Below are 23,439 nucleotides of genomic sequence, written 5' to 3'. Positions count from 1 at the left end.
TTTTTGATAATTATATAAAATTTATAGTTCTATCAGAAAAATAAAAGGCTTTTTATGATGGAAAATTTGAATAAAAGTCTATTATTTTGATTAAAATGAAGATATTTTTTTGTTTGAAAAAATCTGTTGTGTCATTTGTGGTTATTTATATTTATATGGGCCCTTTTTTTATTTCGGGTATATCGTTATTTTATGTTGAAACGGTGTTATTTTTGTAGTATAGTAACTTCGAACATTTAATAATTTGGATGTAATGGAAATAATTTCGCGAGATATCGTTAATAAAGGGGGAGTTGTTGATGCTGGAAAATGAAGAGGGACTGACTCTTGCAGAAGTTTTGGTCTCAGTTGTCATCTTGGGAACAACTTTTATGCTATTGGCATCAATGCTCATCAGAAATCAGCAATTGATAGAATTGAACGAAAAAAAGAAAGAAGCTCAGTATGTTCGAGATGAGTTAAAAGAATGGATGGGGTATCGTGGTCAAACGCAGGATCTAGCTGGCTTGAATCCTTATGTTTTTAGTATAAGAGATGAACGTCATTTGACGGATCAACAAAAATCAAGAAGGGCATATTTGATTCTTGATAACTCAGGTATTCAAATGAAAGATGATGGTAGCAAGCAGATTCCCTTATATGGTGAAGAAAAGATCGATTATACAGGGAGAGTAGAAGCAGGAAAAGAGAATATAGAAAGAAAAGTAGACTATCACTATTCAGAAAAGGAAGCAGAGCTGCCTGACCGTTGGAAAAATTCTGATGGATCGATCAAAGAAGAAGCACATTATTTGGGTAAGTACATAGGAAATCAGACAAATCATTTTTTTGTTGTCCTTTGCAAAGTGAACTACAAGGAGGGAACAAAGGATCTTCGTAAAGATGGGATCGAGCTGAATCTAGAGATTTATGATGGAAAGACGGGGGCGTTTATGACAGATACTGTTTTTAATTGGGTAGTCGATTATTGATGGGAGATGATACGTGCATGAAAAAGCTTCTCAAAGATGAAAAAGGGCTGAGCTTAGTAGAAATGATTGCGACATTAGCGATTTTTTCGATTGTGATTCTTTTTTTTGGCATGATCATCAACAGTCTTGGCAAAGCCTTTACGATTCAAGGGCAGCAAGTTGAATTCCAACAAATAGCTAATGATATGATCGTACAAATGAATGGAATCATGAATAAAAAAGGTCTTTACGAAAAAGCTGGTTATCTTGGCAAGTTCACTACAAATGGTACAACAGGAAAGAGCTCTTGGCTAGACCAGCAAGTCATTACTGTATTCGATCCTGAACGAGCGGATTTAAAATCGATCGACTGGATAGATGCTGGGAAAAACAAAATAGGGATCACTGATGTTTTAGATGCTGAAAAAAGTGCAGGCAAAACGTATCAATTGAAAAATAAGGACTACAAAATCAAAGTGTTTCAGAAAAAAAATAAGAACGAATCGCTAAAAACACAATTTGAAACACCAAATTACCGTGATACCTTTACGATTCAAACGAGTGTGACGATTCTTTTTTATAAAGACCAGATCGATTTTAGCGATTATCTTGAAGCGGGTGGAGAGGATATCAATCTTTCAGGAGCACAAGGAATCGAGGAAAAAGAGGCTGCTAAGATTTTATATGTAAGAAAAGCAGAGTTGACCTATCGAGATGAGATGAAAGCGAGAGGAGAGATTCCCGGTGAAGGGCGCTGGTAAACAAATAAAACATGATGAAACAGGATATGCGTTGCTTTATACATTAGGAGCGATCATTTTGGTCAGCCTCGTGATGATGGGGATTTTCATCCATGCAAGGAATAACTTTTTGCAAATCAGTGCAGTCGATCAAATCACAAAAATGAAGGATATCAAAGAATATGCGCTGCAGGAAGCTTCGTTTAAAGTAAACCAGTTGATCCAGACCAAAGTTTCCGAAAACACAGAACTTGGAAAAGGTCGGAATAAACAAGAAGATGCGGCAAATTTAAAAAAAACGATGCTGGAAGTTGCAGATGAATTGGAAAATCAGATAAAACAAGAAAACATTGGTAAAAACCAAGATTTTTCTTATGAAGTGCTAATAGATAAAACACCAACTGTTACCGCGACAGATGAAGTATATAAATTTATCTCAGATGATGATACTGGTGAAAATGGCTGGTTGAAAGCTCAAGCTTCTAGCGATACAAAGGGAATCACGAATACTAAAACTACTTTTTCTTTAAAGGTAAAAGTGAAACAGACAGGGAAAAATGGTCAGGAAAAACGAACGGTGGCAAAGGCGGATTATGTTTATGAGTTTCAGTGGGAGAAAAAGCTTCAAATTGATGAAGAACAGCAACTGGACTCATGGCGGTATGTTTATTATGAAGCTCCGTTGACAAGTGGCGATAAATACCTTTCAGCAGATACTTGGATTCGTAAGATGGATCGGATCTATCGTTACCAAAAACAACCGTTGGATTTTCCCTATGATGATTTTGATCATAGAACAGCTTCGACTTTTGGTCGTTCAAACAATTTTCTAGTGGATTATAAGGATCAGCAGCTGCTAGATTTTTTAAATGCAAAACCGATCTCTAACGAAGTTACTTTCGATGGCTCATTCTTCTTGAATCAAGGAGTGCTCTTACGTGGCAAATCGAATGCTCAACTTAGCACAAACAACTTACTGTATCTAGGAAGTGAAACAGATCCCTCTGCTGGGAAAAATCTGATCAAAGAGCTCAATGTTACCGCTGATACAGGCATTTACATTCATATGCCAGTGGAAAGTAATGATGCAGGTCTATACATAGACAATGATCTCCAGGAAATCAAAACACCTAATCTCTTGATCAACCATACAGGGAAAAATGAAAAAACGAATGGATTCTTTTTAGCAAGAGGAACGATTTTATTAGATAAAAGCACAACAAATAGTAATTTTACCGAATACGCTGGAGACTCTAAAAAGAACAATCCACAAGATAAATACTGGTCAGAATTCATGAACGGAGGGCTAGTGATTGCTGGTTCACAGGTACATTTAACGCCTACTGATAACACGATAAAAATAGATGGTGTGTCTGTAAACTCCGGATCAAATGATACAAGAAAAATCCAAGTGAAAAATGGTCATTTTATGCTGACCAGTGCTGCGATGAAAGACGGAGGGGAATCTGATTTTGCTTACGCTGATCAGGGAGATTACACATCTAAGCCACGTCAGCCTGCGTTATTGGAATTGTCTGGAAGCAAAACAGCGCTAACGGTTGAAAATGGAGTGAGTTTCATTGATGCACCTAAGATGAGACGAAGGTCAGACGGACAAAAAAAAGGCTCCTATTATAACGATAAAAAGTGGTGGAATACGATCCGTTTAAGTGATAAAAGCAAGCTGAATCTTGGAACAGTCGGTGTAGAACCGTTCAATTTAGAAATGGAGGAAGATACGGTAGTGGCTATGGAACTGTTGCCGAATTTAGCCCTTTTTGATCCGACCTTTATTGAAAAGGGATTTAATAAAACAAAGCCTACGATCAAAGGAAAACTAATTTTAAAAACAGCCACAGCGGATGACACCGTTGAGCTAAAAAGCATGTTGGAAGGGCTTGAAGATATTCCACTGAACGTAAAATCAGACGAACAAGATGCAGTCAATGGAGAAGTCACCATTGTTTCACCAACTGTGCCTAAGAATCCCAATGCGGATTGGGTCGCACAGCGTGTTTTTGACTATAGTGAACTAAAATAAATGAACTGATCAAGAGGAGGCTAGGGAAATGGAAGAACGAAGAAAACGTAGAAGAAAAGTTCGAACAGCAGAACAAGTTGATCGTCATTCTGCTACATCAGCAAGCGGTCTTGACAAAGCTGAGCTTTTAGTCCTGGCAGTCCAATATAAAATGCTGACAAAAAAGCAAGCCAATGAAGTCTCAGCACAACTATCTCCCAAAATGACAGTAGAACGTCTTTTGATCGAGGGAGATTATTTGAGCGAAGAGCAGTTGATGTCATTGAAAAGTCGACAAACAGGTATTCGTATCATGGACTTGTTTAATGTGGAACGAGATTCTGCTGTGCTTGATTTAGTATCGAAAAAATTTGCTCAAAAAAATCAGTTATTTCCAGTTAAGAAGAAAAAAGGACGCTTAGTAGTGGCCATGGTCAATCCAATGGATTATGACGTGATCAATGAGCTGCGTTTACTGACGGGCTTATCTATTTTACCCTATTTTTCTTTAAGTGCAGATATCGATCAGATGATCACCGACCATTATCCAGAAGATATGATGCTGGAAGAGTGGCTGCAGGATGCTTCAGATGATTTGCCGGGAGAAGCAGCCCAAGTGAATTCGGTTCTAGAGGATGACTCTCCCATTATAAAGCTGGTCAATTCTTTGCTGCAGACTGCTGTTGATAAAAAGGCCAGTGATATCCATTTTGATCCTCAGAAAAAGAGCTTGAATGTTCGGATTCGCGTAGATGGAGAATTGTTGGATCTAAATCAATTACCGAAGAATGTTCAGTCAGCAGTGACTTCTAGAATAAAGATCATGTCTTCTTTAGATATCACTGAAACGAGGCTGCCTCAAGATGGCCGAGCACGTATTCCAAATGGCAGACGGATGGTCGATTTGCGGGTATCCGTTTTACCAACGATCTATGGTGAAAAAATTGTTATTCGGATCATCGATATGTCTTCGGGGCTAAGAGGACTGGATGAGTTTAATTTCGATCCAGACGTTTTAAAAGGCATCAAGCATTTACTGAAACAACCTCACGGGATTTTCTTAGTGACAGGTCCAACTGGATCGGGGAAATCCTCTACATTATACGCAGCATTGAATGAGCTGAATACGCCAAATGTAAATATTATTACTGTGGAAGATCCAGTGGAGTATCAGCTGGACGGTGTGAATCAAGTTTTAGTCAACAGCGATATCGGATTAGACTTTGCGGCGGGCTTACGTTCGATTTTACGTCAAGATCCAAATGTCGTCATGGTTGGAGAAATTCGGGATGGTGAAACAGCAGAAATCGCCATTCGGGCATCGATGACAGGGCACTTAGTTTTAAGTACATTGCATACGAATGATTCGATCGCTACAGTTAGTCGTCTGATCGATATGGGTGTGGACTCTTTTCTAGTAGCGAATGCATTGACAGGTGTTTTGTCTCAGCGGCTTGTGCGGACGCTCTGCTCAAGCTGTAAAGTAGCTGAACCAGCCAGTTTAGAGGAAATCGAATTTTTAGAGAAGCATCATCTGTACACAGATACACTGTACAGCAGTACAGGATGTAAAAAGTGCAACATGACAGGATTTAAAGGCCGTATGGCTATTCAGGAATTATTTATTGTAACGCCGGATGCTCGATTGGTGATTTCTAGAAATGGAGAAGCTAATGAGTTAGAAAAAGTAGCAAAGAAAAACGGTATGAAAAAGCTTTTAGACGATGGCCTGGATAAAGTCGTTAGAGGGTATACAACAATTGCAGAAGTCTTGAAAGCAACATCTAGTGAATAAATGTGTGGCATAAGGAGGAAATGATGAGTCAGGAAGTGGAAATAGAGTTGCCGCTGCATTCAGCGATGAAAAAAGAAAAAGGCGGACGGGGAATAAATCCTAAGTTGAGACCATTTAAAGAGCAGTTCGATGAGTTGTTACGTGAATCTGTTCGTCAGAAAGTATCTGATATTCATTTAACGGTTGGGCTGCCTCCGATTTTTAGATTGAATGGTGAATTGAATGAAGTAGCTTCCGAAGAAGTTTTAACGAATAAAACAATTTCTATGTATGGACGTGTGATGTGTAATTCAGATCAATGGACCGAATTTAAAGAAAATGGCGAAGTCGATTTAGCTTATGAAGTGAAAAATGCCAGTCGTTTTCGTGTCAATATCTTCAAACAAAAAGGGAATGTTTCGATTGCTTTACGGATCATTGCTACCAAGATCCCAGAATTAAGTTCTTTAGGTGTTCCTTCCGTTTTAAAAAGCATGATCCAAAAAAAACAAGGACTATTCTTAGTGACGGGGCCGACGGGTTCGGGAAAATCAACGACTCTTGCTTCAATGATCGACTATCTGAATCGAACGAAGAAAACCCACATCATCACATTAGAAGATCCGATCGAGTATGTTCACAATCATAATATGAGTGTTATCGATCAACGTGAAGTCGGTGTAGATACAGAGTCATTTTCAAACGGATTGAGAGCCTCCTTACGGCAAGATCCAGATATTATTCTCGTTGGTGAGTTGCGTGATTTTGATACGATCTCGATTGCATTGACAGCTGCTGAAACAGGACACTTGGTTTTAGGCACTCTTCATACGACTAGTGCTGCAGCAACCATTGAACGGATCGTTGACGTATTTTCACCTGAACAGCAGTCACAAATTCGGACACAGCTAGCCGGAGCTTTAGTTGGGATCTTGGCTCAACGACTATTGCCCACACGAGCTAACGATGGTCGGGTAGCGGCAACGGAAATGCTTGTAAATAATAAATCGATCGCTAATTTGATCCGTGGAAATAAAACCCATCAAATCGGTAATATGCTGCAGATCGGTAAAAGTGACGGTATGTATACGATGGAAAGTTGTATCAACCGTTTGGTGTCTGCCGGCAAAGTCGATGTTGATGCTGCTGAAGCGTTACTGGGCGAGGAGGAATAGGCAATGGCGATTTTTTCCTACGAAGCACAATCAATGTCTGGTGGTATCAAAAAAGGACGCTTAAGAGCGGAAAGCTCCTATGAAGCGAGTCAGGTATTAAAGAAAAAAGGTCTGCGCTCTACGATTTTAGTGGAGCAGGAAGAAACCTTTGCGACAAAAGAAATTGAGCTATTTAATCGAGTCAGCGTAAAGTTACTGGCGGAATATTTGCAAAAATTTGCGACGCTGATCGATTGTGGTATTTCGATCACAGCTGCTTGTGAAATGTTAGCTGAGCAAGAACAAAATAAAAACTTGAAAAAGATTTTGCTGCAGATTTGTGAAGACATTCGTGGCGGAGATTCTCTTTCTAATTGTTATAGCAAGCATCCAAATGCCTTTCCTTCTATGCTGATCAGTATTGTACGAGCAGCTGAAATGTCGGGAACTTTAGATGCAACACTCGTTCGGATGAGTACTTATTATGAGAAAAAAGCGAAAGCAAGAGGTGGAGTGATCACGGCGATGATTTATCCAATTATTATGTTGGTCCTTTCCTTATGTGTGGGGATTTTTCTGATCGTAAGTATTGTGCCGATGTTTGTGACTGTTTTTGAAAGCTTGGACGCAGAACTACCGGCAATCACCAAAGTAACGATTGGCTTAAGTAATTTTTTGACAAGTAAAGGCTGGTTGCTACTAGTTATGATCGTATCAGGTTTTGTTGGCTTTAAGCTAGCGATGAGAAACAATGAAATAAAGTTCAAATGGCATAGCTTTCTTTTACGGATGCCGATTTTTGGTGAGCTCGTTCAAAAAAGTAATTTGAATGTGATGTTAAGTACATTATCGACCTTATTAGAAAGTTCCGTTTCTATTTCTAAAGCGTTAGAAATGTCAGCGGATGCGGTGGATAACTTATATATCAAACAGTTGATTTTCAGATGTCAGGCAGAGGTTGAACGAGGCGGCTCGATGAGTGGTGTATTCAGCCAAGATAAAATCATTCCGCCGTTAGTTACGCAAATGACGATTGTCGGAGAATCAACAGGTTCTTTAGAAAGCATGTTGAAAAAGCTGAGTAATATGTTTGAAGAAGAAGTAGAAATGCTGGGAGAACGGATCAAGCTGATCATGGAACCGATCACGATCATCATTATTTGTGTGATCGTTGGATTGATCGTTGCAGCCATCATGTTGCCAATGTTCTCGATGTATGACGCTGTTCAAGGCTAATCAAAGGATTACACATAGATAATACCGGTAATCTATGTTGATCATATAAAAAAACAACCGTACATATGGAATGTACACAGAAAGGGGAAACAAAAATGTTAAAAAATGTAATGAAGGATGAGCGAGGACTTTCGTTAGTAGAGTTACTTGCAGTTGTGGTAATCATGGCGATTATTGCTGGGATTGGTGCAGTAGCGATTTCCAATGTTATTCAAAAAAATAGAGAGGATGCAGGAATTTCAAATGTGCAGTCATTAATGAGTTCAGCTAATTTATATCAAATGTCTGAAACAGGAGACGATGCCATTGGTAAAAAGAGCCCTGCAGTAACAGCGGCTGATCTTGAAACTAAAAACTACATTACTCAGATTGGTTTTTTGAAGACAGGAACTGACGTAACATTCCATACAACTAGCAAAGGTAATATATTGATCACTGTAGCAGCGGATACGCTAACTGCGGGGTCAAAAGGAAGTAAAAAACTTGATCATGTGAACGAAAAAGAAGTTGCTGAGCTGACAAGGGATCAACTTTGGAAAGATGGTCTTACAGGAGCAGAAACAGCAGCACCATAATTCAATAGTAATATATATCAAGCAAAGCCAAAGCTTTGCTTGATATATAAAGGAGAATATTATGAACATTACACCATCCACATACGATTACCTATTCTTTTACATATTCATCTTCATTCTAGGGTCTTGTTTGGGATCTTTTTTTCTACTGATCGGTCAACGGCTTCCGCGAGGAGAAGATATCATCAAAAAACGTTCACACTGTGAGAATTGCGATCATTCGTTGACTTTTTTAGAATTGATCCCCATCTTTTCTTATGTTTTTTTACGAGGGAAATGCCGCCATTGCCATCAGAAAATCGGTGCTGTCTATCTTGGGTTTGAGTTGCTTTCAGGAACCCTATTTTCTCTATCTGCCTTTTTATTGCGGACGACGAATGAGACATTAGTTGCGTGGACCTTACTATCATTATTGCTGATCATTACTGTTACAGATATCACAGCTCAGAAAATACCAAACAAAGTGTTGTTGCCCTTTTTTATTCTTGCCATTATTGAACGAGTATTTCTGCAGCAATTGAATCCTTGGTGGTTTCCGATTGCTGGCTTTGTTGCTGGTTTTGGCTGTTTATATCTGCTTGCTCTTTTAAGTAAAGGCGGGATGGCTGGCGGAGACATTAAATTGTTCGCTGTTCTAGGGATATTCATTGGTCCGATCTATGTCATGATCACTTTGGTTTTAGCGAGTGTATTCGCGTTGATCTACGCAATCGGTGAGATGATCGTTCGAAAAAAATTAAGAAGACATATCCCGTTTGGTCCGTTTATCGCTTTAGGAACGTGGGTTGTCTACTCCTATGCAACGGGACAGCTTCAATATCTCTGGTCAATACTTTTCGGTTAGATTTTTAGAAGTAGGATAAATAGCTTGAAATGGAGGGAAAGATCATTTTAAAAAAAGGGTTAAAAACGATTGTCGGCTTAGATATTAAAAAAAATGTGATCCGTTTTGTAATATTAAAAAGTACAAATCCAGTTGTGATCCATAAAAAAGGAGAGCTGGTTTTAAAAGCTAGTATCTTCAAAAATGGAAAATTTGCGAATAAACACTTGTTATATGAAGGGTTGAAACAGCTATTTAAAGAGCATCATATCAAAAATCCTCATGTGATATTTTCAGCGTTCAATCATGAGCTATTGATTCGTAGTATTCCTGACAATGGGATGCGTAATGAAAAAGAGGTCAAACAATTTTTGTTCCTGGAACTAGGTGAATCAATTTCTGTCCCCTTTGAACAGCCGATCTTTGATCTATTGATATTTGAAAAGCAAAATGCTAGACAAAAAAAGCAAGTGAAAAAGAAGGCTGCTAAAAAGAACACCAAGACGGTAAAACGTGATCGAATGGTCGTTGATGGTGAAATTTATTTTGTTGCAACATCAGAGAAAACATTGACTGAAGTCGGTGACGAGATCCAGCGTGCCGGTGGTATTCCAAGTGCTGTAGATCTAAATTCCGTTGCTTATACTAGAGCAATCAATCGAAATATCAAGTGGACAGATGTTTTACTTTTGATCGAGGTAGATTGTGGTGTGGCAACATTTACTATTTTTGAAAACCATATTCCGATTTATAGTCAATATGAAGAGTACAATAGTGCAAACTGGAAGTATATTGCAAATGACGATGACACTTACCAAGCTGAGTTTAATAAGCAGAAAGAAATCGAGGAACTTGGGGAGTTGGCAGACATCACAAAAAATATTTTGTACTACTACACAAGTACGCTATCCAACGGTAAAAAATTAGACAAAATTTACCTAGTAGGAGAAAATCCGCTTTTATTTAAAAATGTACTTTCTTCTATCGAAAAGAGGGTGGAAATTCCTGTGATCGCAGTCAACACAGAAAAAAGATTTAGCATTCCTTCACCTTATTTATTAGCTGCTGGACTTGCGATGAAAGGAGTTTAAGAAGCGATGAATATTAATCTATTGCCTGATAAATTTTATAAAAATCAAGCAACATTACTGATACTCTTTGTTTTTCTTTTATTGCTCTTAGTTGCTGGAGGTGGGTTGACGACGGTGTATCTCGTTTCTCAACAGCAAGTAAAGACGCTGCAGCAGGCCGCTCAAAGTAAACAGGTAGAAAAAGCGAAGCTGACGGGAATGATCTCTAAGCAAAAGAAGGAACAATCAGAAGAGGTACAGACGTATTTGACAGAACTAAAAGGAGCGCAGGTTCAATTTGCTGAAATGGCCAAACGCTTGGATGAAACTGTTATCAAGTATCAACAAGTGATCGAAAACTATCAAATCATTGTTCCGCTCAATGAAGGTATGGAAGAAGAGGAAGCAGCTCAAGCAAATGTCTTGAAAACAGATGATGGACAAGAAGTGATTCAAATTGATTTATCGATCAAAGGTCAAAAATTAGCGAATATTGGTGCATTGACAGAAGCATTAAATAAAATCGATTGGGTACATCAAGCGATTTTCATTTCTTCGTCTGCTGAGGAAGAGGCATCTCAAGAATATAAATCAGTGATTCAGATTCAAGCCTTGAAGGAAAAGTTACCGGCAATCAAACGTGGAGGAGAGCAGGAATGAAAACAATCATTTTTACTAAAAAGCATATTGTAATCACTATTGTTTTGTTTTTTCTTCTAGCGCTCATGATCATAACTGTTTGGTTTACTGGTATTTCAGCCAAACAAGCTGAAGTAGGTAAGATTCAAAAAGATATTCAGGGGTTGGAAAGTGAAGTTGCCGCACTTAGACAAACTAGTCAAACATTATCCGGCAAGAAAAATCTACTTGATTCAGCTATCGTTAAAGAGCTTCCGCGTTTTTCTAAAGGCATCCAAATTCAAGAATACCTAAGCGGACTCGAACAAAAGGTGGCAAAGAATAAAATTCAGCTGAAACAAATCACCGCAGAAGATACCCTATTGTTTTCTTCATCAAGTGATCCAACGAAAAAGGTTTATTCCAGTAAAATCGTTTTGGATTATAGTGCAGCAGGGAAAAATGAGCTCTTTCAATTTATCCAAGCATTAGAAAATGATCAACGATTCATCAAAGTAACAGACTATAGTTACACATTTGGTTCAGAAGAAGGGGAGCAAAGCACATTTGAATCGACGTTATTGTTTAATTTGTATTATCTGAATGTCGAAGAAGAAAAGGAATGATCTAGAACGTTCAAGGAGGACTCGATCTATGAAAAAAGGAGTAAGAAAAAAGAAACGAATATACGGTATTGGAAGTATCATTTTTCTGATGCTTATTTCTTTTTTAGTGTATCAGGGCTATTGGTTTATTCGAGATTTTGGGAAAAATAAATATCATTTAAAGGTTGAAAAATATATCCAGCCGGAACTAAAAGAGCAAATCGGAGTGCTGCTGGAAGTAGAGATAAAAGAGCCAAAGAAAGAAACGATAGTGCTCAAATCAAAACAGGATCAAGTGATTTCACCAGAATCACTGGAAGGGCTGGATATCGAGGGGCTAAAGATACTCTCAGGAGAAAACGCCGCATCTGATGGTGTAAAGATTGAAATTGAGAAGTCTGATAAAACAAGAACCTTTAAACTGCCGATCCCAATTGCTCAAGATAGCCAAGATACCATTGAAATTTATCGAGAAGGTCGCAAAATAAAATCGACGAAAATCAACTATTCTTTGCCAAAAGAAAAGCAAAAAAAGAGCCGAAATACAGCGTTAGCATCTAGAGATAACCTTTATGCAACAACCGGCGCTGTTGCAAAAACGAATACCAACTATGATATGTTTCACTTGCCGTTAATGACACAGCTTCAAAATTTCAATCCAAGTAAAAAAAAGATCGTCTATAATTATCAAGAGTTGATCGATGCGCTAAAGGACTCTTCGATCGATGATATTGAATTTGGCGCAAATATATCCGGTACTGCTGAACTGCCTAAAATCAATCGGTCATTACGAATCGATGGTAAAAACTTTACGTTTTCTTCTACAGCGACTTCCAATGCTAACAGAACCTTTCGATTGGAACGAACAAAAACACCGCGAACATTTGCTTTCGTGAACATGAAAGTTGACATTCGAAATTCAAGCGGACTGATCCAAAGTGATAACTTACTTTCTAATGATAATGAATGGGTAGTGTTGATTGAAAATGTCTCGAATACTTATCGGGGAGAAATTGGTTCTTTTATCAATATTCCGCGAGCTTCTTTGGTCATGAAAGGTATAGTAAATTGGGTGTCAGGAACAAGAACGGATGATGTGATCAATGCTACAGAGATCTTGATCACAGATGGTGCGAAGGTTGATCTCACAGGTGAACGAACGACGATTCGCCTCTATCCTCAAAATAATAGTATCAACACAACATTTGTCGCTGAAAAAGGGTCAGTTTTAAATATCCACAGCAGAAAGCGTCAGGCGATTTATGCGAATGTAGAAGGTAGTCGTAATCGAGTCTATTTTGAAGCACGAGATCAAGAAACTGTCGTCAATGCAACCTCTAATGGGAATGAAACGGGAGCGATCGGTGCAACGATTTCCTTGTGTGGTGCCTCTAATAATAGCTCTGCTACTACAAAATCACTTACACAAGTAACCGCTGGTGCAAAGATCAATGTTCATAGCTTAGGGCTGACTAACAATAAACAAAGAGCGCAGCCGGCGATGATCAATCAAGTCACAGATAGTAATTTTCATGTAGATGGAGAAGGTTCGGAATTAAATTTGATCTCAGAAGGAGAAGGGAACAACATTGGTGCTGTTCTACGTTTTCGTCTGGTCGGCGGCCAAACGTTTCTAATCAAGAATAAAGGGAAGGTAACGATCGATAAAAGATACGGTGAAGCTTCAGGTGTTCGATTATATGGACAGAATAATCAATTTTTAGTGCAAGCTGGAGGGAATTTGTCGATCAATAATCAAGCAGATAAATCTAGCGGCGGACGTCCGACAAATGGCGGTGATCTAGCAGGGAAACAAGGCGTGCAATTTCCTGTAGATGGAAGTGGAAGAACCTCAGTTTTTGCGATGGAAGGAAAAGGCAGTGAGGTCTATATCAAAGCAGATTTAGGTCCAGCACTATGGACACAATATGGAAATTTACGTTTTTTGATTGGAAAGGAAACGATCTTTAGAGCAGAAGGTACTACGAATAGTCAAACGAGCGGAATCGTTCAATCAGCAGGCACAGCCAGCTTTGAGATCGATCAGCCACGTTTTTATGATTTAAGAAACAATCGGTCAAATGGAGGACAAGTATTTTCCAGCGGCACAAATTCAGGAACTTTTGAAGCAAACAAATCCTATCTTTCAGTGTGGGAAATCAAAAATAATGTTGATTTAGATAAAGACCCAGATGCCTATTGGGCGCCGATCTCCTATAAATTGACCGGCTCACATTTTGAAAGAATCGTGAGTACGGATTATCCTAATGAGTTTAATACATCAACTTATAAAGGAGCGAATCGCTATAGTCGGATGAGCGGGAACGGCTCAGCTCCGACAGTGGATGAACTTAGAGTTCCGACGAATGCAGATAAAACAATCTATGGTCATGTGAGTGTCAAAGTAGGCTATGGGGATGAGATGCGTGATGCTTGGGAAGATGAAGTTTGGGTCACGGTGCAGGTGAAAAGGGACGGAAAGATCCTCTCAGAAGAAGTTTTGTCTACGAAAGGAATCAATAATGATTTGCCAGGTGTCAAGCAATGGGACGAAGACGAAGCTAGAGGCGGTATTTTTGTGTTGGACCGCGATGATTTTTTACGTACAGGAGATACCGTTGAAGTGATCGGTGCCCATCGTGGGAGAAAAAATGAGGTCGGTGAAGCCAGTGAAGAAAAAGAGACGATTTTGGTTAAACCGGTCACAACAGTCGATGTAACTCCACCTCAAAAATTAACAGTTACAAAAGATCCATTAGCAGAAAGTTCGAGCAAAATCACGAACGCAACGAAACAAATCAAAGGCACGATCGAGCTGTATGACGAGCGGGAAGAAAAAATAATGGATGAAATTTATCTTTATCCTAAAATCAATGATCAGTTTGCAAAAGAAAGTATCACAAAAATCACCAGTGAAGGGAAACAAAAAGGTGATTCGATCGTTGACTGGACGATAAATTTACCGGGCTATTTACCAGCTGGAAGCCAAATTGAACTATATGCAAAAGACCGCAGTGACATTGGTGAGCTGCAAGACAAAGACAACCTTTTGACTCATACTAAAGAGCCAAATGATTTGTGGGGGAATGTGATGCCGACAGCACGTGGATATGAAAGCTACAAAGGGTATCATGATGCAGTGAAAACCAGTAAGAAGGACGAGCGCTTTAAGCCGGCGACACTTTTGACTGTGGAAGATATTATTCCGGAAGGTTTGGTTATTTTTCCTGATTCCGTAAAATCAAGCACGAAAGTGAAAGATTCTGTAACCAATCAAGAGATCGATATTACTAGAGTTGGCAGTCGTTTGACTTATACGGGGAAAATTAGAAGTGAAGACAATCTGTCAAATTCTAGAAAGGTTGTTCAGAACGTTTTTGCCCAAATAGTGATACCAGAAGATCTAGCTGAGGAGGAACTAAATTTTACCTTCAAGAAAAAGAAAATCTCAGATTCAGAAGATAAAGCAGTAGAAGTCAGTGCAACGTATGATCCGGTAACTAGAATGCTCACGACGGAGACGGATAAAGTCAATCTATCGATAGAAGACGAAATTCTTTTTTCATTTAGCAGCATCGTGACGAGGATTCCAGAAGGTTCTCCATCCTTTAGCTTATCGGTCAAAGCACAAGGTCGCTCTCCAGAGGAAATTCCTTTTGTGCCGGGAGACTTTATTCCTGAAAATCAGCGTGTATTAGCTGCAGAAGTGGTAATGGTCAGTCCGATGCCGGAAAACACGAAGCCGACAGATCCTGATCCTATTATCGAAGACGGTAATGCCTATGTTCGACTTTCAGTGGTGAACAAACGACTGACAGCCTATTACCGCAATGTCAATAAGATCATCATCAAAATAGATGGGGACAAGTATAAAACATATACCCCACAACTAGCGACTGCAGAAAAATCTATTTTATTGGATATTCCGATCGATCAGCACCGTAGAAATATCACAGCAGAATATTATTACCCTGATCCAAATAATGCAGGGAATGTTGTTAAAAAAATTGCCAGCTGGAATAAAGATAAGTGGAATGATGCAGTAAATGATGCGTTGGATAAGAAAACGGACCAATAAATAAGAGAGAAATAAAAAACAACCTTATCGATCGTTGCCTAAAAGGGAGCTATGATAAGGTTGTTTTATGAATCGGAAACTATAAGACCGTCATTTTGATCAGACGAATGGTATACTAATCAGAAAGAAGGGAGATAGATGAAGGTGAAAAAGGAATTATTAACAACTATCACTGACGATCACATCCCTAAAACTCTTTCACTGACTGACAGAACTGTCTATACTCTTACGCTCAAAATCCAATGTAATAAACAAGTCGATCATGGTTGGGATAGGGATGCACTAAATTGCTATGCAGAATATCTAAAAAAAAGAATAGATGAAAAACCGATAGTATTTGAACACTTACTTGAAGAGAGTGAGAAGCAACTTTTTCTTATTGGGTCTCCTTTATACGAACAATTATTTATTCATAGTAACTTATCTAATAAAGAAAAAGTTCATTTGGTTATAAAACAATTGGGTGGTTTTCTGGATGATAATAATGATTTGGCATTTTCTCTGACAGAGTATGCAGTTGATCCAGATCTAGCGCCAGGCTTTTCTTTTTTAGATATTTTTGCAAAAACTGTTCAAAAAGCGTATCCAAATGGATTGGAAATCAAAGACTCAGATAAAAAGATAGACCGATCAACTATCAAAAAAAATTATCCTGATGAGACCATGCTGCATCAATTTCGCCATCGATTAGACAAACACAACGTGTTATATGTAAAAGAATATCGTCAGAAGCATAATCTACCCACCGATGAAGCAGCAATCAAAATGATTCTAAAGGATGGATGGTTTTACGCAGATCCGCAGTATCACAATCGAGCACTTTTAGATATAGATGTGACAGCAGATGATATTCATAGCGGGCAACGAGTCTTAACAAAAAGAGGATTGCTCAAAAAAATCAGAAAGCGCGGCTTCTATCGAAAAATTTTATCTGCTGATTATCATAGTGAATTTATTATTGATGAAGCAGGAGAGTTGATCAGCCAGTGGACGACGAGAACACAAGAAACAGCTTACCAGCAAATGCCGATCGCCAACGGTGAATCTTTCAATTACGGCGAACGCCCTCGGTATGAACCGACCAAAAGCCATAATCGATTAGATGGTATGCCACCTCATTATTTTGATCCAACTCAGCGGATGCAGATCAAAAAGAATTGGATTTCGCCAAAAGATGACTGGTTTTATCAAGTGATTCGCCGCTTAGCTGAAAAAGGTTGTCGATTTAAGAAAAAAGTAAAGTAATCATTTTAAAGGATATTCCCAAATTTTACTTACGCCAAAAGTAGAGTTTGTGAAGTCCTTTTTCTATTTTTAACTAAAAATAGTCAAACCTTTCCATGTGAAAAGTAAGAAATGTGTAAAAGTTTGTGAAAAAGTTCGACAAACCGTTTCAAAATCATTTCGTTTCCGTTATAATAAACAAGAATATGCGTGCAACTATTCTACTTATATAATAGAAGGATGATGACGATCATAATGCGAAAAATGAAGACGATGGATGGAAATACAGCAGCTGCTTACATATCGTATGCTTTTACAGAACTAGCAGCCATTTACCCGATCACACCTAGTTCAACAATGGCTGAATTAGTTGATCAATGGTCAGCAGAAGGCAAAGAAAATATCTTTGGTCAACCAGTCAAAATTGTTGAAATGCAGTCAGAAGCTGGAGCAGCAGGAGTCGTACACGGCTCATTGAAGACAGGTGCTTTGACAACGACATATACAGCTTCACAAGGCTTATTATTGATGATCCCGAATATGTACAAAATCGCTGGAGAATTACTGCCGTCAGTATTTCATGTTGCCAGTCGAGCTGTAACAACGAATGCATTGAATATTTTTGGCGATCATGGGGATGTGATGGCTGCCCGCCAAACTGGATTTGCCATGTTGTGTGAGAGCAGTGTGCAGGAAGTGATGGATTTATCGGCCGTTGCTCATTTGGCTTCAGTCGAATCAAGCGTACCGTTTATTAATTTTTTCGATGGCTTCAGAACAAGTCATGAAATTCAAAAAATCGAAGTGCTGGAATATGATGAGCTGGCGCCTTTATTAAATCAGGAAAAAGTCAAAGAATTCCGCAGTAGAAGCATGAACCCAAATCATCCTTCTGTCAGCGGAACAAATCAAAATCCAGATATCCATTTCCAACAACGTGAAACGATCAACCGTTACTATGAAGAAATTCCAACGATCGTGAAGCAATATATGGATGAAATCAATACTTTAAGAGGAACAGACTATGATTTAGTCACTTATTATGGTGCAGAAGACGCTGAAGAAGTCATTGTATCGATGGGTTCTGCTGCTCAAGCAATCGAACAGACGATCGATTACTTAGCTAAGCAAGGACGAAAAGTCGGCTTTTTAAATATTCATTTATATCGTCCGTTTCCAGTTGAGAACTTTTTAGAAAAAATGCCCAAAACCGTTAAAGCTATTGCAGTGATGGACCGTACGAAAGAACCAGGTGCTGGCGGAGAACCATTATTATTAGATGTTCAAAGTGCAATGTATGAATCAGAGTTACGTCCAATGATCATCGGGGGACGTTACGGATTAGGGTCAAAAGATGTCTTGCCCAACCAAATCGTCGCGATTTATGACGAGCTTAAAAAAGAAAAGAAAGCAGCAAAATCACGCTTTACGATCGGAATCGTTGATGATGTAACATATACTTCTTTGGATTGTGGTGAAGCACTTGATTTAACGAACCCGAAAACATACCAAGCAAAATTCTGGGGCTTTGGTTCAGACGGTACTGTTGGAGCTAATAAATCTGCAATCAAGATCATCGGTGATCATACTGATAAATATGCACAAGGCTTCTTTTACTACGATTCTAAAAAATCCGGCGGGCTGACCGTCTCTCATTTACGTTTTGGTGAAACGCCGATCCGTTCGACTTACTTGATCGAACATGCTGATTTTGTGGCTTGTCATACAGCGGCTTATTTGCATACGTACGATCTTGTCAAAGGATTGAAAAAAGGCGGTACGTTTTTACTAAATACCGTTTGGAATGATGAACAATTAGAACGCTTTTTACCCAACAAGCTAAAAAAATATCTCGCTGAAAATGGAATCAACTTCTATACAATCAATGCGGTTAAATTAGCGAGTGAAGTAGGTTTAGGCGGTCGCATCAATACAGCGATGGAGACAGCTTTTTTCAAGCTTGCTGACATTATGCCGTTTGACGAAGTGCTGCCGATTTTAAAAGAAGAAGCCCACAAAAGTTATGCTAGAAAATCAATGGCTGTCGTTGAAAAAAATGTGCAGGCGATCGAACGTACAGTAGAACTATTGCATAAAGTTGAAGTACCGGAGGCATGGAAAACAGTAGAAGTGAAACCGAAAGTCCGTAAAGCGAATGTGACGGATTATGTTCATGAAATTGTTGAGCCGATCAATCGTCAAGAAGGAAATGAGCTACCAGTTGGAGCATTTATCAAAAATGATATGACTGATGGCCGGATGCCGCTTGGAACAACGGCTGTTGAAAAACGCGGTATTGCGGTTGAAGTTCCAGAATGGATCAGTGATCGTTGCACAATGTGTAATGAATGTGCATTTGTGTGTCCTCATGCAGCGATTCGTCCATTTTTGGCAGATGATGAAGAGATGGACGAAGCGCCAGAAGGATATATCGTAAGAGAAATGCGCGGTAAAGACGGCTTGAAGTACCGAATCCAAGTTTCAGTAGAGGACTGTACTGGTTGTGGTTTGTGTGTAGATGCTTGCCCTGCTAAAGGAAAAGCTTTGGTTATGAAACCATACGAAGAGCAAAAAGAACAAGCGATGAACTGGGCGTTTTCGATGACCTTGAAACAAAAAGAAAATCCTGCTAAACCAAATACAGTGTTAGGGACTCAATTCAATAAACCATTATTAGAATTTTCAGGTGCTTGTTCAGGCTGTGGTGAAACGCCATACGTAAAATTATTAACACAAATGTTTGGCGACCGGATGATGATCGCAAATGCAACAGGCTGTTCTTCCATTTGGGGCGGTGCAGCTCCTGTGTCACCTTATACGACAAATGATGAAGGACAAGGACCTGCTTGGTCTAACTCTTTATTGGAAGATAATGCGGAATTTGGCTATGGAATGCTATTGGCGAATCAAACACGCCGTGAACATTTAGCCTTGAAGATGACAGAAGCGATGCCTTTTGCTTCTCCTGAATTAAAACTGTTGATGGAAGACTGGATCGAACATATGCATACTGGTGAAGGAACTCAGCAGCGTGCAGCGAAACTTAAAGCAGCATTACTGGATGAAAAAACGAATCAGCCTGCTTTAGAAGCAGTGTATGCGGATCATGATCTATTTGTGAAAAATAGTCAGTGGATGATTGGCGGCGACGGCTGGGCCTATGACATTGGTTACGGCGGGATCGATCATGTATTAGCTAGTGGAGCAGATGTAAATATGTTGGTTTTAGATAATGAGGTATATTCCAATACTGGTGGACAAACCTCAAAAGCCACACCGGCATCTGCGATTGCTAAGTTTTCAGCCAGCGGGAAATACGTTTCTAAAAAAGATTTAGGGATGATGGCGATGACCTACGGCAATGTCTATGTGGCGCAAATCGCATCAGGAGCAAACCAAATGCAGACGATCAAAGCGTTTGAAGAAGCTGAACGCTTCCCTGGACCTTCGATCATCATTGCCTACACACCTTGTATCACTCATGGCTTAGCGGGCGGTATGAGCAAGACTTTACAAGAAGCGAAAGAAGCAGTCAACTCTGGCTATTGGTCACTTTATCGTTATAATCCTGAACTTAGAGAAGCTGGAAAAAATCCAATGACGCTAGATTATAAAAAGCCGAATTTTGCTGAAATGAAAGAATTTATGCGTAAACAAGTTCGTTTCTCTTCTTTAGAATCCACTCAGCCGGAATTTGCTGGTAAGCTATTCGATAAGACAGTAGATGATGCGAAGAATCGGTTTTATAATTATGCGCGAATGGCTGGGCAAGAAGAAAAAATCAGGGCAAAACTAGAAAAGACAGATATAGACGTAGTTGCAGAAAAGGCTCCGCGGGTCAAAAAAGAACGTGTTGTTGATCCGGAAGCGGAAGCTAGACGTGCTGCTAGACGAGCAGAACGGGCAGCAAAACGAACTAAATCAGAAGAATAATCAATGGAGCGAGTGCGGAGCAAAACTAAAAATCAGTTTTGTTTCGCACTCTAAACATAATCGACTTTTTCAACCTCATTGCTGCTATTGGTCAAAAGAAGGAGTGAATAGATGAAACCCTTTCAAGTGATGAACGCGGTGTTTGCTTTCTTTCTTGAAGTGTTGTCAGTTTTTATTTTGGGATACTGGGGATTTACATTTCAAGCAGGAAAAATGGTGCAAGTTTTGTTAGGACTAGCAGCTCCTATTTTGGTTTGTTTGATTTGGAGCAGGTGGTGTGCACCGGGTTCTGACAAACGTTTAGAAGGCGCAGCACTATTTTTGCTGAAAAGTTCTATTTTTATTTTAGTTACGTTTTCTTTAGCTAATGTGACTAATCTTTTAGCTGCCAGTATTTTTGCAGGTTTATCAACAAGTCATTTAGTTGTCAGTGCCTATGTAAAAAAATCTGAGCTAACGAAGGACGTAGTTATTTATTAACGTGTTATTTTACATTTCATTTCATAATTTTTTTCTATCTTTTATTCTCCATTCTGTAACCGAATAAAAGAGTGTGGTATACTAATAAAGAAATCTTCAGAGAGAAGTGAGGTTTATGATGTCTTTTCAACTTAGTCGATTAGTCGATTTAAATTATTGGCAGCAATTGATATCATCTGATTTCTTATCCCGTGATTATATTATCAATATTATTGATATCTTAGTTGTATGGTATCTTGTCTATAAGCTGATTATGCTCGTTCGAGGAACCAAAGCTGTTCAGCTGCTTAAAGGAGTCGCTGTCTTTATAGTCATTCGGATACTAAGTGAGATCATTGGACTACATACATTATCATGGTTGATGAATCAAGTAATCATGTATGGTGTGATTGCTGCTGTCGTTATTTTTCAACCAGAAGTCCGGCGTGGGCTGGAGCATTTAGGTCGAAGTTCTTTTTTTAGAGCAACAAAATCTGAGCAGCAAGAAGACGAGAAGATGATCTTGGCTTTTGACAAAGCGATCCAGTATATGTCAAAACGGAAAATCGGTGCGCTGATCACCGTCGAGCGAAATACAGGATTAGACGAATATATCGAAACAGGGATCGATCTAGATGCAGATATCTCAGGAGAATTGCTGATCAACATTTTTATTCCTAATACACCGTTACATGATGGTGCGGTGATTGTAAAGCAGGGCAAAATTGCTGTTGCAAGTGCCTACTTGCCGTTGTCAGAAAGTAATTTGATCCCTAAAGAATTTGGGACACGTCACAGAGCAGCAGTCGGAATCAGCGAAGTCAGCGATGCGGTAACGATCATCGTGTCAGAAGAAACAGGCGATGTTAGCTTGACGTTGAACAATGATCTGATTCCGCGTTTGACTCAGGAAGAATATCTTAAAATTCTTCGAGCAGAATTAGTACCAGAAGAAGGAAACAAAGATAAAAAGAATCTTTTGCAGCACTTTATCGATGGTGTAACGAAAGGGGCGAAAAAGAAATGAAACGACCCTCTCAAAGCAATTGGTTTTCTGCATTACTTGCATTATTATTTGCATTACTACTATTTTTCAATGCAAATGCGTCAAACAATTCCTCTGTTTTAGTCAATACGAATCAAGTATATGATGAAATGCTCTACAATATTCCCGTTCAGCTGGAATACGATCAAGACAAGTACTTTGTTTCGGGGTATGAAGAAACAGTCAATGTTCATTTAAGCAGTGCCAATAGAATCCAGTTAAACCGTGAATCAAATGAAGATACTCGGAATTTTCAAGTAGTTGCCGATTTGACCAAGACCTCACTCGGAACTTCTGAGATCCAGTTGAGAGTCAAAGGATTGAGCACAGCCGTCACTGCGGAGATCGAGCCTAAAACAATCACTGTGACTGTGGAGAAGAAAGTGACTCAATCATTTGATGTACAGGTACAGTTGCCTGAGTCCATCGAAGCAGAAGGGTATACTGTAGAAAAAACGACGATCAGTCCTAAAAAAGTCGATATTACGACAGGTGAAGAAACGGCAAAAGCAATCGAACGAGTGGTTGCTCCATTATCGAATGTGAAGCAATCTGTTGATACGATCAAACAAACGGTGAATGTTCAGGCTCTCGACAATAAAGGACAAGTATTGAGTATTGAAAATCCAGCGCCGCAGGTCAGAGTAGTGGTTGAATTGTCCTTGCCTTCAAAAGAGGTAGGCTTGTCAGTGGCTCCAACAGGATCACCGCCGTCAGGAGTAGCGAATTATACGTTTAGTCTTTCAAAGTTGAAAGCGGAGATCAGAGGATCTAATTCTGTTTTAGATTCGATCGATGCAATTGAAGTTCCTGTAGATATCAGCAATATAAGATCTTCTACTAAGAAGAAAGTCAAGATACCTACAAGTTCAGAGTATATTGTTTCACCGGAGGAAGTAGAAGTAACGATCAATCCGATTTTTACAGACAGCAGTGTCAGCTATTCGGAAACGAATGGCAGTCAAGGGTCAGCGGGAGGATATCAAAGTCAGCAAGTACCTGACTCTACGCCTTCAAGCGGATCTGTCAGTTCGTCTAGTTCTTCATCATCATCCAGTGAGCCAGTCACAGAAACGACAACGAATGATGCACCAAAAGAAAATGATACTACTGAATCAACATGATAAAAGGATTT

General features: G+C 39.2%; 17 protein-coding genes. All 17 read left to right on the top strand.

The window, feature by feature from the left end:
• The first annotated feature begins 299 nt into the window (after positions 1 to 299).
• The 17 genes from A5889_RS05275 (at position 300) to A5889_RS05195 (ending at position 23,428) form a co-directional block, all read left to right on the top strand.
• On the top strand, positions 300 to 971 hold the full coding sequence (locus A5889_RS05275; protein ID WP_087641117.1) for a type II secretion system protein: 672 nt from the start codon (positions 300 to 302) through the stop codon (positions 969 to 971).
• A 17-nt stretch (positions 972 to 988) separates the two neighbouring features.
• A complete protein-coding gene (locus tag A5889_RS05270; RefSeq protein ID WP_176372839.1) occupies positions 989 to 1,711 on the top strand; it encodes a PilW family protein in 723 nt (240 codons plus the stop codon).
• Positions 1,695 to 3,731 carry a hypothetical protein gene (locus A5889_RS05265; protein WP_087641119.1) on the top strand — a complete coding sequence of 679 codons (2,037 nt, stop codon included), beginning with the start codon at positions 1,695 to 1,697 and terminating at the stop codon, positions 3,729 to 3,731. The genes A5889_RS05270 and A5889_RS05265 overlap by 17 nt, the downstream gene beginning before the upstream one ends.
• Before the next feature lie 28 nt (positions 3,732 to 3,759).
• On the top strand, positions 3,760 to 5,505 hold the full coding sequence (locus A5889_RS05260) for a GspE/PulE family protein (protein ID WP_242585538.1): 1,746 nt from the start codon (positions 3,760 to 3,762) through the stop codon (positions 5,503 to 5,505).
• Between the two features lie 23 nt (positions 5,506 to 5,528).
• Positions 5,529 to 6,659 (top strand): type IV pilus twitching motility protein PilT, encoded by a 1,131-nt coding sequence (locus tag A5889_RS05255; RefSeq protein WP_207114622.1) that lies wholly within the window; start codon positions 5,529 to 5,531, stop codon positions 6,657 to 6,659.
• Between the two features lie 3 nt (positions 6,660 to 6,662).
• Complete coding sequence (locus A5889_RS05250; RefSeq protein WP_087641120.1) at positions 6,663 to 7,874, top strand: type II secretion system F family protein; 1,212 nt, start codon at positions 6,663 to 6,665, stop codon at positions 7,872 to 7,874.
• A 95-nt stretch (positions 7,875 to 7,969) separates the two neighbouring features.
• Positions 7,970 to 8,449, top strand: a complete 480-nt coding sequence (locus tag A5889_RS05245) for a prepilin-type N-terminal cleavage/methylation domain-containing protein (RefSeq protein ID WP_225534197.1) — start codon at positions 7,970 to 7,972, stop codon at positions 8,447 to 8,449.
• A 61-nt stretch (positions 8,450 to 8,510) separates the two neighbouring features.
• Positions 8,511 to 9,293 carry a prepilin peptidase gene (locus A5889_RS05240; RefSeq protein ID WP_087641122.1) on the top strand — a complete coding sequence of 261 codons (783 nt, stop codon included), beginning with the start codon at positions 8,511 to 8,513 and terminating at the stop codon, positions 9,291 to 9,293.
• Between the two features lie 29 nt (positions 9,294 to 9,322).
• Positions 9,323 to 10,363: a type IV pilus biogenesis protein PilM gene (gene pilM, locus A5889_RS05235; RefSeq protein WP_087641123.1), complete on the top strand. Its 1,041-nt coding sequence runs from the start codon at positions 9,323 to 9,325 to the stop codon at positions 10,361 to 10,363.
• A gap of 6 nt (positions 10,364 to 10,369) precedes the next feature.
• Positions 10,370 to 11,002: a hypothetical protein gene (locus A5889_RS05230; protein ID WP_087641124.1), complete on the top strand. Its 633-nt coding sequence runs from the start codon at positions 10,370 to 10,372 to the stop codon at positions 11,000 to 11,002.
• A complete protein-coding gene (locus A5889_RS05225; protein WP_087641125.1) occupies positions 10,999 to 11,586 on the top strand; it encodes a hypothetical protein in 588 nt (195 codons plus the stop codon). Before A5889_RS05230 ends, A5889_RS05225 begins: the two co-directional genes overlap by 4 nt.
• A gap of 28 nt (positions 11,587 to 11,614) precedes the next feature.
• Positions 11,615 to 15,643: a pectate lyase-like adhesive domain-containing protein gene (locus A5889_RS05220; RefSeq protein ID WP_087641126.1), complete on the top strand. Its 4,029-nt coding sequence runs from the start codon at positions 11,615 to 11,617 to the stop codon at positions 15,641 to 15,643.
• A 138-nt stretch (positions 15,644 to 15,781) separates the two neighbouring features.
• Positions 15,782 to 16,888 carry a DUF3114 domain-containing protein gene (locus A5889_RS05215; RefSeq protein WP_087641127.1) on the top strand — a complete coding sequence of 369 codons (1,107 nt, stop codon included), beginning with the start codon at positions 15,782 to 15,784 and terminating at the stop codon, positions 16,886 to 16,888.
• Positions 16,889 to 17,122: 234 nt separating this feature from the next.
• The gene (nifJ, locus tag A5889_RS05210; RefSeq protein WP_087641128.1) at positions 17,123 to 20,800 is read left to right on the top strand and encodes a pyruvate:ferredoxin (flavodoxin) oxidoreductase; all 3,678 of its coding nucleotides are present in this window, start codon (positions 17,123 to 17,125) and stop codon (positions 20,798 to 20,800) included.
• Positions 20,801 to 20,911: 111 nt separating this feature from the next.
• On the top strand, positions 20,912 to 21,280 hold the full coding sequence (locus A5889_RS05205; RefSeq protein ID WP_087641129.1) for a YrdB family protein: 369 nt from the start codon (positions 20,912 to 20,914) through the stop codon (positions 21,278 to 21,280).
• 118 nt (positions 21,281 to 21,398) lie between these two features.
• Positions 21,399 to 22,286 (top strand): diadenylate cyclase CdaA, encoded by an 888-nt coding sequence (cdaA, locus tag A5889_RS05200; protein ID WP_087641130.1) that lies wholly within the window; start codon positions 21,399 to 21,401, stop codon positions 22,284 to 22,286.
• Complete coding sequence (locus A5889_RS05195; protein ID WP_087641131.1) at positions 22,283 to 23,428, top strand: CdaR family protein; 1,146 nt, start codon at positions 22,283 to 22,285, stop codon at positions 23,426 to 23,428. Before cdaA ends, A5889_RS05195 begins: the two co-directional genes overlap by 4 nt.
• Positions 23,429 to 23,439: the final 11 nt, after the last annotated feature.

This window comes from Enterococcus sp. 9D6_DIV0238 (assembly GCF_002174455.2).
Taxonomy (GTDB): domain Bacteria; phylum Bacillota; class Bacilli; order Lactobacillales; family Enterococcaceae; genus Enterococcus_L; species Enterococcus_L dunnyi.
The sequence above is the reverse complement of the archived record's forward strand: the minus strand, read 5'-3'. Positions and strand labels throughout refer to the sequence as shown.

Bases quoted from the DNA above. Each gene is read 5' to 3' on its own strand.
- A5889_RS05245 (WP_225534197.1), top strand. From the start codon at position 7,970: ATGTTAAAAAATGTAATGAAGGATGAGCGAGGACTTTCGTTAGTAGAG.
- A5889_RS05205 (WP_087641129.1), top strand. From the start codon at position 20,912: ATGAAACCCTTTCAAGTGATGAACGCGGTGTTTGCTTTCTTTCTTGAA.
- A5889_RS05260 (WP_242585538.1), top strand. From the start codon at position 3,760: ATGGAAGAACGAAGAAAACGTAGAAGAAAAGTTCGAACAGCAGAACAA.
- A5889_RS05275 (WP_087641117.1), top strand. From the start codon at position 300: ATGCTGGAAAATGAAGAGGGACTGACTCTTGCAGAAGTTTTGGTCTCA.
- A5889_RS05195 (WP_087641131.1), top strand. From the start codon at position 22,283: ATGAAACGACCCTCTCAAAGCAATTGGTTTTCTGCATTACTTGCATTA.
- A5889_RS05215 (WP_087641127.1), top strand. From the start codon at position 15,782: ATGAAGGTGAAAAAGGAATTATTAACAACTATCACTGACGATCACATC.
- A5889_RS05220 (WP_087641126.1), top strand. From the start codon at position 11,615: ATGAAAAAAGGAGTAAGAAAAAAGAAACGAATATACGGTATTGGAAGT.
- cdaA (WP_087641130.1), top strand. From the start codon at position 21,399: ATGTCTTTTCAACTTAGTCGATTAGTCGATTTAAATTATTGGCAGCAA.
- pilM (WP_087641123.1), top strand. From the start codon at position 9,323: ATGGAGGGAAAGATCATTTTAAAAAAAGGGTTAAAAACGATTGTCGGC.
- A5889_RS05240 (WP_087641122.1), top strand. From the start codon at position 8,511: ATGAACATTACACCATCCACATACGATTACCTATTCTTTTACATATTC.
- A5889_RS05230 (WP_087641124.1), top strand. From the start codon at position 10,370: ATGAATATTAATCTATTGCCTGATAAATTTTATAAAAATCAAGCAACA.
- nifJ (WP_087641128.1), top strand. From the start codon at position 17,123: ATGCGAAAAATGAAGACGATGGATGGAAATACAGCAGCTGCTTACATA.
- A5889_RS05255 (WP_207114622.1), top strand. From the start codon at position 5,529: ATGAGTCAGGAAGTGGAAATAGAGTTGCCGCTGCATTCAGCGATGAAA.
- A5889_RS05250 (WP_087641120.1), top strand. From the start codon at position 6,663: ATGGCGATTTTTTCCTACGAAGCACAATCAATGTCTGGTGGTATCAAA.
- A5889_RS05270 (WP_176372839.1), top strand. From the start codon at position 989: ATGAAAAAGCTTCTCAAAGATGAAAAAGGGCTGAGCTTAGTAGAAATG.
- A5889_RS05225 (WP_087641125.1), top strand. From the start codon at position 10,999: ATGAAAACAATCATTTTTACTAAAAAGCATATTGTAATCACTATTGTT.